This window comes from Lentzea indica, assembly GCF_012184385.1.
GTDB lineage: Bacteria > Actinomycetota > Actinomycetes > Mycobacteriales > Pseudonocardiaceae > Lentzea > Lentzea indica.
This window is the reverse complement of the sequence record NZ_VSRL01000306.1, coordinates 1-9,747: the sequence shown is the minus strand read 5'-3', so window position 1 is coordinate 9,747 and position 9,747 is coordinate 1. Positions and strand designations below refer to the sequence as shown.

10 protein-coding genes are annotated in these 9,747 nt (G+C 68.1%); 5 read left to right on the top strand and 5 right to left on the bottom strand.

Going from position 1 to position 9,747, the window contains the following annotated elements:
* Positions 1 to 1,891: 3'-5' exonuclease (locus FXN61_RS43120; protein WP_167979618.1), on the top strand; the 1,891-nt coding region annotated here is incomplete at its 5' end.
* Between the two features lie 278 nt (positions 1,892 to 2,169).
* On the opposite strand, the gene FXN61_RS43115 is transcribed toward FXN61_RS43120, so the two are convergent.
* Both FXN61_RS43115 and FXN61_RS43110 read right to left on the bottom strand, forming a co-directional pair.
* Positions 2,170 to 2,709, bottom strand: coding sequence for a hypothetical protein (locus FXN61_RS43115; protein ID WP_312878441.1), 540 nt, complete (start codon positions 2,707 to 2,709; stop codon positions 2,170 to 2,172).
* 76 nt (positions 2,710 to 2,785) lie between these two features.
* On the bottom strand, positions 2,786 to 3,166 hold the full coding sequence (locus tag FXN61_RS43110; RefSeq protein ID WP_167979616.1) for a DoxX family protein: 381 nt from the start codon (positions 3,164 to 3,166) through the stop codon (positions 2,786 to 2,788).
* Between the two features lie 62 nt (positions 3,167 to 3,228).
* Between FXN61_RS43110 and FXN61_RS43105 the strand changes: the two genes are divergently transcribed.
* Together FXN61_RS43105 and FXN61_RS43100 are read left to right on the top strand one after the other, a co-directional pair.
* Entirely contained in the window at positions 3,229 to 4,638 is a 1,410-nt protein-coding gene (locus tag FXN61_RS43105) for a M20/M25/M40 family metallo-hydrolase (RefSeq protein ID WP_312878440.1), read from the top strand.
* A complete protein-coding gene (locus tag FXN61_RS43100; protein ID WP_167979614.1) occupies positions 4,635 to 5,675 on the top strand; it encodes a potassium channel family protein in 1,041 nt (346 codons plus the stop codon). Before FXN61_RS43105 ends, FXN61_RS43100 begins: the two co-directional genes overlap by 4 nt.
* Before the next feature lie 75 nt (positions 5,676 to 5,750).
* Here FXN61_RS43100 and FXN61_RS43095 read toward each other — a convergent pair whose 3' ends face one another.
* The 3 genes from FXN61_RS43095 to FXN61_RS43085 all read right to left on the bottom strand — a co-directional run bounded on the left by FXN61_RS43095 (position 5,751) and on the right by FXN61_RS43085 (position 7,381).
* Positions 5,751 to 6,176 carry an RICIN domain-containing protein gene (locus FXN61_RS43095; protein WP_246292924.1) on the bottom strand — a complete coding sequence of 142 codons (426 nt, stop codon included), beginning with the start codon at positions 6,174 to 6,176 and terminating at the stop codon, positions 5,751 to 5,753.
* 337 nt (positions 6,177 to 6,513) lie between these two features.
* Complete coding sequence (locus FXN61_RS43090; RefSeq protein WP_167979612.1) at positions 6,514 to 6,966, bottom strand: hypothetical protein; 453 nt, start codon at positions 6,964 to 6,966, stop codon at positions 6,514 to 6,516.
* Between the two features lie 43 nt (positions 6,967 to 7,009).
* A complete protein-coding gene (locus FXN61_RS43085; protein ID WP_167979611.1) occupies positions 7,010 to 7,381 on the bottom strand; it encodes a hypothetical protein in 372 nt (123 codons plus the stop codon).
* A gap of 278 nt (positions 7,382 to 7,659) precedes the next feature.
* On the opposite strand from FXN61_RS43085, the gene FXN61_RS43080 reads away from it, so the two are divergent.
* On the top strand, positions 7,660 to 8,328 hold the full coding sequence (locus FXN61_RS43080; protein ID WP_167979610.1) for a response regulator transcription factor: 669 nt from the start codon (positions 7,660 to 7,662) through the stop codon (positions 8,326 to 8,328).
* A gap of 35 nt (positions 8,329 to 8,363) precedes the next feature.
* Positions 8,364 to 9,602, top strand: coding sequence for a sensor histidine kinase (locus FXN61_RS43075; RefSeq protein ID WP_312878439.1), 1,239 nt, complete (start codon positions 8,364 to 8,366; stop codon positions 9,600 to 9,602).
* Positions 9,603 to 9,747: the final 145 nt, after the last annotated feature.

Sequence of the window (9,747 nt, the reverse complement as noted above, 5' to 3'; positions counted from 1 at the left end):
ACCTGGCCGGCGGCTGTGGGTCGCGGCGCGCGACCTGGCGGGTGTCGCCCCGCGACAGTCCGTTGTGGACGATCCGTTGCTGGTGCTGGCGGACGCGTTGCCCGGCGAGCACGCGGAACAGGCCGGTCTGGCCGACGCGCTCGACGATCCAGGCGACCCGGACGCGTACTCACAGGATGGTTACCGGCGAATCCGGCGGCTGGGCGGCGAGCTGGCGGCGTTGCGGCGCAGGCTCGACCAGCCGTTGCCCGAGCTCGTGGCAGACGTCGAACGCACGCTGCTGCTCGACATCGAGTCGATGTCGCGCCCAGGCATGGTCGGCCGCGCACACCTCGACGCCTTCTCCGACGTCGTGATGGACTTCGCCGCCGCCTCGCCGTCGGCGACGCTCCCGTCGTTGCTCGACTACCTGTACACGGCCGAGCACGCCGAGGACGGCCTGGAGCCCGGCGAGGTGGAGGTCTCCGAGGACCGCGTGCAGATCCTCACCGTCCACTCCGCGAAGGGCCTGGAGTGGCGGATCGTCGCGCTGCCGCACCTGGTGCGCGACGTGTTCCCCGGCCGCAAGAAGTCCTCGTGCTGGCTCAAGTCCGTGACGGAGCTGCCGGCGTCGTTGCGAGGCGACTCAGCCGACCTGCCGGTGCTGCGGCTGTCCGCCGGGTACAACCGCAAGGAGGTCGACGAGGCGCTGACCATCCACGCGGAGGAGTTCGAGGACCGGCGGCTGGTCGAGGAACGGCGCCTCTTCTACGTCGGCGTGACGAGGGCCGAGCACACCCTGCTGATGTCGGGCCACTGGTGGGCGGAGGCGGGCGAGAAGCCCAAGGGCCCGTCGGTGTTCCTGCAGGAGATGCACGAGGTCCTGCAGCGGGACAACCCGCCGGGCGACATCAGCGTGTGGGCCGACGAGCCCGAGGCCGACACCCCGAACCCGCTGGCAGAAGACGTGAAGACCTCGCAGTGGCCGGCAGATCCCCTGGGCAAGCGTCGTGACGCCGTCGTCGAGGGCGCCGAGATGGTGCTGGCCGCACTGGACGCGCTGCGCAACGCCCCGCCAGAGCCGTTGCCGCTGATCTTCGACGAGCCTTCGCCCTCCGAAGTGGTGGAGGAGGACGACTACCCACCACCCGACGAGCCACCGGACGACGACATCCCGCCGGAGCCCGAGCCGCTGCCCGACGACGTCGTGCCTGAGGACCCGGAGATGCCGGAGGAGGACGACCCGGAGGGCTGGGCACGTGACGTCGAGGTGCTGCTGGCCGAACGCGCGGCCTCTCAGAACCGCCGTGAACAGGTAGAACTGCCCGCGCACCTGTCGGTCTCACAGCTGGTCGAACTGGCGAAGGACCCGGACCTGCTGGCCCGCCGGTTGCGCCGCCCGCTGCCGTTCCCGCCGAACCCGCTGGCGCGCAGAGGCACCGCGTTCCACACGTGGCTGGAGAACCGCTTCGGCGCGACCCGGCTACTGGACATCGACGAACTGCCGGGCGCGGGTGACGCCGACGCGGCCCCGGACGCTGACCTGGAACGACTGAAGGAGGCGTTCCTGCAGAGCTCGTGGGCGGACCGGACACCGTACGACGTCGAGGTCCCGTTCGAGGCGGAGTTCGACGGCACTTCGGTGCGCGGACGGATGGACGCCGTGTACCGCGACCCGGACGGCTGGACCGTCGTGGACTGGAAGACAGGCGCGGTGCCGGACTCCGAGGCGTTGCCGGCGCTGTCCGTGCAGCTCGCGGCATACCGGCTGGCGTGGGCGGCGTTGGTGGGGGAGCCGCTGGAACGGGTGCGGGCGGCGTTCCACTACGTGCGGCACGACCACACGGTGCGGCCGGCGGACCTGCTGGACGAGCAGGGCTTGAAGGACCTGATCCGGTCCGTGGAGTCGTGATGGATCCGGTCGATGGAGTCATGATCGCGAGTTGTCCACAGGTTGCGGTTCTTTGACCTGTGGAAACGTGCTGCAGGCTAGGCTGTGGACAGCCGGGAACCTAAAGCGCGTTTCACTCGTTGCGTGACAAGGAAGCGCGCGGGGGCAGCAGCGGGCTCAAGCCAGTGGGCTCGTTCTCAGACTTGCGGGCTGGCCTCAGGTCTCGGACTTGCGGGCTGGTTCCGGCTTGAGGCCTGCCGACCGGTTCCGGCTTCAGACCTGTGGACCTCGCCCTGGCTTCAGACCTGCGGGCTGGTCCCGGCCGGCGCGTGTGAGGCCTTCAGCACCCGTTCGTAGAGGACCTCGAGCAGCCAACGCCCGAACAGGGACGGCCCGAACTCGGGCGAGCGGTCCTCCGGCGGCACCATCAGGTCGGCCGTGGTGTCGTCGGCGACCACGACGCCGATGCCGTAGTAGTCGAGCTCGATGTACGACCAGGCCTGCGACTCGTCGGTGCGGGGGAGCATCACCGCGCACGGGGCCAGGGTCAGCAGGGTGCCGCACGACTGGAGGGCGCGATCCGTGGTGGACTCGCTGACCAGGACGCCGACGAGTTCGACGGCCGCCACCGGGAGGCGGTCGTGGGCCTCCGGCTCGAACCAGGAGCGGAACCACGACGGGTCGGCGCGGGGTGGCCAGCCGTTCTGGGTTCTCCACTCGTGCACTTCGGGCAGCAAACGCACCACCGCGGACACCTGCTGGCCCAGCACGGCGACGTCGGGAACGACGACTCCGTCCCAGCCGAGCGCGGTGGCGGCGCGCAGAAGAAGCGTTTGCACAGAGCGCATCCTAGGGTTCCTCGCGCGAAAAATGACAGCGTTTGCGGGATAGTTGGTTAAGGATTACCCAGGGTGGTCAGGGGGAGGCTTTGGCCACTTTCCAGGCCCAAGCGACGAGTGGAATCTGCAGTGGCAGGCGACCATACGCCAGGGCCCGGGCTTTCGGCGACTTGTCGCGGAAATCCAGAGCCATTTTCACGTTTGCTGGGAACACCGCGATGAAGAACGCGGCGGCCGCGAGGCTGCCGAGGCGGCGCGTGCGCGGGGCCGCGACCGCGGTGGCCAGGGCCAGTTCGGCCGCGCCTGACGCGTACGTCCACTGCCGCGGGGTGCCGGGCAGGGAGCGGGGGACGATCGCGTCGTAGTACTTCGGCCTGGTGAAGTGGGTCGCTCCTGCCAGGCTCAGCAGTGCGGCGAGCGCCAGCGCCGACCGCGCTCGGGAACGGTTCGGTTCCATGCCGTCACCCTGTCATGCCTACGCCGCGTAGGCGAGATCGGGCTGGCCTATTCTCCACGAGCGTGGCAGGTGATTCTCATCATCCCGAACGCGCCGCGGTTGCCGCGCTGAGCGATTCCTTCGTCGCCGGGCTCCGCGAGTGGATCAAGATTCCGTCGATCGGCGTCGACCCGGCACACCGGGCGGACGTGCAGAGATCCGCCGAGTGGCTGGCCGCCGCGCTGAGAGAGGACGGCTGGCCGGAGATCGAGATCTGGGATCACGGGCCGGCTCTTCCCGCCGTGTTCGCCTGCTGGCCCGCCGAAGATCCGGAAGCGCCGACCGTGCTCGTTTACGGTCACCACGACGTGCAGCCGGTCGATCCGGTCGAGCGCTGGCGCCATCCGCCCTTCGAGCCTGTGATCAGCGGCGATGAGCTGCACGGCCGCGGCGCGAGCGACGACAAGGGGCAGGTCGCCATGCACCTGCTGGCGGTGAAAGCACATCTGGCAGCCACCGGACAGAATGCGCCGAGCGTCACGCTGAAACTCTTCGTCGAAGGAGAAGAGGAATCGGGTTCACCGCACCTGCGAAAGCTTCTCGAAGATCACAAAAACGATCTCGGCTGCGATCTGGTGGTGTTCACCGACACGGCGTTGCACGAACGGGAGGCGCCGACGGTCAACATCGGCCAGCGCGGTGTTCTCGGCGGCGAGATCACGTTCTTCGGCGGTACCGACGACGTTCATTCGGGACGCGCGGGCGGCGCGATCCCCAATCCGGCGACGGCGCTGGCGAAACTGATCGCCGCGCTGCACGACGAGAACGGCCGCGTCCAGCTGCCGGGCTTCTACGACGACGTCCGGGAACCGTCAGAGAGGGAACGGCAGGACTACGCGGCGCTGCCGTTCGACGAGCAGAAGTGGCTGGCGCACAACGGAGGCGGCGCGCAGGCCGTCGCCGGCGAACCCGGCTACACGACGCTGGAACGGATCTGGGTCAGGCCGACGGCCGAGATCAACGGGATCCAGAGCGGCTACACCGGTCCCGGCCTGAAGACGATCATCCCGGCAAGCGCGACGGCGAAGATCAGCTTCCGGCTCGTCCCCGACCAGCTGCCGGAGAACGTCGCCGACCAGCTCAAGGAGTTCGCCGCCAAGCACACGCCGCCGGGCATCAGAGCGGAGGTCGGCTTCCGCGGCGAGGGCGTGCCGCCGTACGCGATCAGCCCTGACCACCCGGCGAACGCGACGGTGCGGGAAGCGATGGAGCTGGCGTTCGACCGGCCTGTGAGGTTCGCGCGGGCGGGAGGTTCGGGGCCGGCGGCGGTGCTGCAGGCGTGGCTCGGGGTGCCCCTCGTCTACCTCGGCGCGACCTTGCCGGATGATCGCGTCCACGCGCCGAACGAGCGCGTCGTAGTGCCGTTGCTCCTCAAAGGCGCGGAGGCGGCTGCTCACCTGTGGCGGATGTTGCCCGAGAGGTTGACTCGATGAGCCTGTCTGACGAAGCGTCGCACTCGCTCGTCGGCGTGATCAGGATGCCGGACCAGGTGCAGAGCCCGGTCCGCGCGATTCTCAAACGCGTCGTCGGCGCGATGGCCGCGCTGCTGCTCGCGGTGCTGATCGTCTACCTGGACCGCGACGGCTACCGCGACGTCAACGGGGACGGCGTCTCGCTGCTCGACTCGTTCTACTACGCGACGGTGTCACTCTCGACGACCGGCTACGGCGACATCACGCCCGCGTCGTCGTCAGCACGGCTGATCAACGTCCTGGTCATCACGCCGTTGCGGGTCCTGTTCCTGATCGTGCTGGTCGGCACGACACTCGAAGTTCTCACCGAGCGCTCCCGTCAGGCGTTGCGCATTCAGAAGTGGAGGCGGGTCGTGCGGGACCACGTGGTGGTCGTGGGTTATGGCACGAAGGGGCGCTCTGCGGTCGCGGCGCTGCTCGGCGACGGCGTCGAGCCCGGTTCGATCGTCGTCGTGGACACCGTGCAGGAGTCGCTCGACGCCGCCTCCGCCATCGGGCTCGTGACCGTGCATGGTTCCGGTACACGCAACGACGTGCTGAGGGTGGCCGGTGCGGCTCGAGCGCGCGCGATCGTCGTTGCCCCGAACCGGGACGACACGGCCGTGCTGGTGACGTTGACCGCCCGCGAGCTCGCCCCGAAGGCGCAGATCGTGGCGTCGGTGCGGGAACGGGAGAACGAGCACCTGCTGAAGCAGTCCGGTGCCGACTCGGTGGTCGTGTCGTCGGAAACGGCGGGCCGGTTGCTCGGCATGGCAACCGCGACGCCGTCGGTCGTCGCGATGGTGGAGGACCTGCTCACGCCCGACGCAGGTCTGGCGATCGCCGAGCGTGACGTCGAACCCGGCGAGGTCGGCGGGTCACCGCGGCACCTGTCGGACATAGTGCTGGGCGTGGTGCGGGGCAAGACGCTTTACCGGGTGGACGCTCCCGAGGCGGACGCGATCGAGCCGGGTGACCGGCTGCTCTACGTCAAGAAGGTGACTCCGGCCGGGGGCTAGTGCGGTAGCGGTTCTACCAGCGCAAACGGGGCCACCTGAGTTCAGGTGGCCCCGCCGCGTACGCGACTCACCAGGTCAGCCGACGGTCAGGCCCCACGCCTGGTCCACGTAGGACAGGCAGTCGAACTGCACCAGCTGGGTGCCGTCGCCGCCCCCTTGAACGAGCAGGCACTTGCCGCTGTTGACGTTCCGCAGCCAGTACCAACCCTGGTAGCCGGGGTAGTTGTAGAACTGCCAGTACTGGTCGGCGTAGTCCAGGCACTGGTACTGGACGGCGGGCGCCCCGTTGTTGGAACCCTGGATGAGCAGGCACTTGCCGCTGTTCGCGTTGCGGATCTGATACCGCGCGCCGCCCTTGTCGACGAAGCCCCACTTCTGGTCGTTGTAGTTCAGGCAGGTGTACTGGACGGCGGGCGCTCCGTCGGCCCCACCTTGGGACAGCATGCACTTGCCGCTGTTCAGGTTCTGCACCCAGTAGATGGCAGAGGCCATCATTTCCATCTTCACCGGAACAGCCTTCTCCGACAAAGAAGCCACTGGTTCCGCGCTGGCAGGTTGAACGGCGCCGAGCAAGGCGAGCGCCACTCCGAATAATGCGATGATGATTCGAATCCGTGCACGCATAAAAGATTCCCCCATGCTGAATCAAGGCGTAACGGGCAGAATTGATCGAGCCGTAACGGCAGCTCAGAGTGGTCCGAGCCGCCAGTTTCGGCTGCGTTGCGAATTGCCTCTATCCCCAGTGTGGACCGCGATGTCCCCCACGCTTGGTCCGTGCACCACGATATTGCGGAATGCTATAGAGCGAAAGAGGCCGAATGGAGGAGGGGGTATCCGCTCAAGAAAGTGGCCCCTGTCGAGGGCCGGGCAGCACGGCCGGTGCGCGCAGAGGCGCGTAGCGGAAGAGGAACGCGTAGAAGCCGCCCGCCAGCGCTGCCATGCAGAGCAGCAGCGCGGTGAGGCGGCGCCCGACCGGGAGTCCGGCGGGGAGGGAGGCGGCGGACGAGACCATGTCCGTGCCGGTCATGACGATCTCGACGGTCTCGCCCTTGCGGTGGCCGCAGCCGTCCAGCTTCGCCTGCTTCTTCTCACCGCCGGCGTCCCACTCGACGGTGTCCATGCCCTGGCCGCACGCGCCGCTCTCGACGACGGTCGCGGCCACGGGTCTAGGGGGTTCCTTGGCGCCCAGCACCTTGGCAGGCACCAAAAGCGCGACCGCGACACCGATCCCGACCAGTCCGACGACCAGCAGGATGAACACCCATCTGTCCGGGCTTCGCGGAACCGCCACACTGCGATGTTCGCAGACGCGGCGGTCCGCGTGGAGCCCAGGTTTACTTCGGCAGCTGACGCAGCTGCTCGACCTTGACGGTCTTGCCGTCGGACACGGTTCCGGTCACGGCGACGAGGTCGCCGTTCTTCGGCTTCTCGGTCACCGCGGACAGGTCGAGCGGGGTCTGCAGGCCGTCGAGCTGGATCAACGTGGCGTTGTTGCCGTTGACGTCCTTGATCGTGCCCTGCTCGTGGGCCTTGGCCAGCGCCACGTTCAGCGCCTTGCCGTCCTTCACACGCACGGTCACGCGCTGGTCGGCCTTGAGCCCGTTGAGGTCGCCGCCACGCAGCTTCGTGGAGCCGTCCGTGGTCAACGACACCTCGCTGCCGTCGTCCTTGGTGATGGTGAGCTTGCCGGACTCGACCGACTTCACCCGTCCGACGACGAGCGTGCTGTCCTTCAGTTTTGCCTTGTCCGGGCGCCCTGGCTTGCCAGGACCACCGGGGGTGGCGCTCCGCGAACACCGCCGGCGGGCCATCGGGGTTGTCGGCCGCCGCCGCGACCGCGATGCCGCCGACGGTGAGTCCGACGGCCGCGACGATGGCGCCGGCCCACGCTGATTTCTTCGACATGGGGTTAGCGTGCGCGTGGATTCTGAGCGCCAGCTGAAGGCGAGTCGCCCGAAGTCCGGATGATCAGCAGAATGGTGAGGTGTCCGCCAGGGTGTTGGTGATCGAGGACGCCGAGGCGATCGGCGCCGCGGTGTCGTCCGCGCTGCGCGAGTCGGGGTACGACGTGCAGCACCGCCTGGACGGGCGCCAGCTGGAGGCCGACCTCGGTCGCTTCCGCCCGGACCTGGTCGTGCTCGACGTGATGCTGCCCGGCCGCGACGGCTTTCAGCTGCTCGAGGTGATCCGCCGGGCTTCTGGCGCCGGGGTGGTCATGCTGACCGCTCGCGACGGCGTGCCGGACCGGTTGCGCGGGCTCTCCGGCGGTGCCGACGACTACGTGGGCAAGCCGTTCGTGCTGGCCGAGCTGGTGGCGCGGGTGTCGGCGGTGCTGCGTCGTCTCGGACGCACGCCGTCGACGGTGCAGGTCGGTGACCTGGTCGTCGACGCCGATGCCGGTGTGGTGATGCGGGCTGACCAGCCGATCGAACTGACCGCGACCGAGCTGCGGCTGCCGGTGTATCTGGCGGCGCAGCGCGGACGTGTGGTGTCCAAGACGCAGATCCTGACCGCCGTGTGGGGTTACGAGGACTACGACCCGAACCTGGTCGAGGTCCACATCAGCGCCGTGCGCCGCAAGATCGAGGAACACGGCCCACGGCTCGTGCACACCGTGCGTGGCCTTGGGTACGTGCTGCGGGCCGAAGAATGAACCTCCGCACGGTCTCGTTGCGCCGACGGGTCGCGGTGTCGGTGCTGCTGGTGCTGTTCGTCGTGCTCGTGGCGTTGGTGATCTCGGTCGACCGGACGTTCGCCGGGCAGTCCTCCCGCGACGTCGACGGGGCCTTGCGTGACGCCGAGGCGCGCGCGGTGTCGGCGTTGAGGCTCGGTGTCCCGCCGCGTGAGATCGTCCGTCAGCTGTCGAAGCGGAACGTCCAGGTGACGGTGGAGCTGCCGAACGGAACCGTGATCGGCAACGCTCCCGAGGAGGGACCGTTCGAGCGCAAGTCACGCAACGTCAACGGCAACAAGCTCACGTTCTACGCCGACACCGAGGCGATCTCGCAGGCTCAGGTCCGGTTGCGGAAGCTGCTGCTGATGCTCGGGCTCGGGGCGATCGTCATCACCGGGCTGTTGATGATCGTGGTGGTGCGGCGGGCTTTGGCGCCGTTGGACGCCATGACGTCGTTGGCGCAGGCGATCGCGGCTGGGCATCGGGGTGGACGGCTCAATCCGTCCCGTACCGATACCGAGTTGGGGCGCACCGCAGCTGCCTTCGACGGGATGCTCGATTCGCTGGAGGGGTCTGAGCAGCGGACTCGGCGGTTCGTCGCCGATGCGGCTCATGAGTTGCGGACGCCGATCACCGGGGTGCAGGCGGTGGCTGAGGCTTTGGTGCAGGCGCCGGTGGACTCGCCCGATCGGGACCAGATGTCGTTCCTGCTGGTTCGGGAGGCTCGGCGGGCTGGGCGGTTGGTCGACGATCTGCTGGCTCTTGCTCAGTTGGATGCCGGGTATGAGATGCAGCGGGAGCCTGTGGATCTGCTTGGGCTGGCTGAGGCTGAGGTTGCTCGGACTCGGTATGTGGCTCCTGACTTCGACATCGCGGTCGAAGCGGTCGAAGGGGCTTCGGTTGTCGTTGTGGGGGATGGGCAGCGGTTGGCTCAGGTTTTGGCCAATCTTGTGGACAACGCTCGGCAGGCGACTGGGCCGTCTGGTGTTGTTCGGATTCGGGTTGATTTGACTGGCTTTACCGTTTCTGATGATGGGCCTGGGGTTCCTCTCGCTGAGCGGGAGCGGATATTCGATCGGCTGGTTCGGTTGGATGATGCTCGGGATCGGCGGTCTGGGGGGTCTGGGTTGGGGTTGGCCATCGCTCGGGCTGTGGTTCGGGCTCATGGTGGGGAGTTGAGTTGTGAGCCTTCTGAGGGTGGGGCCGTTTTTCGGGTGACTTTGCCTGTTGTGGGTGGCGCTTCGGTCGGCTAGCGCGCGGGTTGCGTTGGCCGTCTCCCTGTTGCGTTGGCGGGTGCCGGTTTGTTGTCCGTAGGTGGTCGCGTTGCGTTGTCACCTGGCGGTTGCGAGAGTTTTCTGGGGCGCTGCCCCAGACCCCGCCAATCTGATCAAAGACCTG

Excerpts from the sequence above, each read along its gene's own strand:
- FXN61_RS43110 (WP_167979616.1), bottom strand. The coding sequence starts at position 3,166 with ATGGAACCGAACCGTTCCCGAGCGCGGTCGGCGCTGGCGCTCGCCGCA.
- FXN61_RS43100 (WP_167979614.1), top strand. The coding sequence starts at position 4,635 with ATGAGCCTGTCTGACGAAGCGTCGCACTCGCTCGTCGGCGTGATCAGG.
- FXN61_RS43095 (WP_246292924.1), bottom strand. The coding sequence starts at position 6,176 with ATGGAAATGATGGCCTCTGCCATCTACTGGGTGCAGAACCTGAACAGC.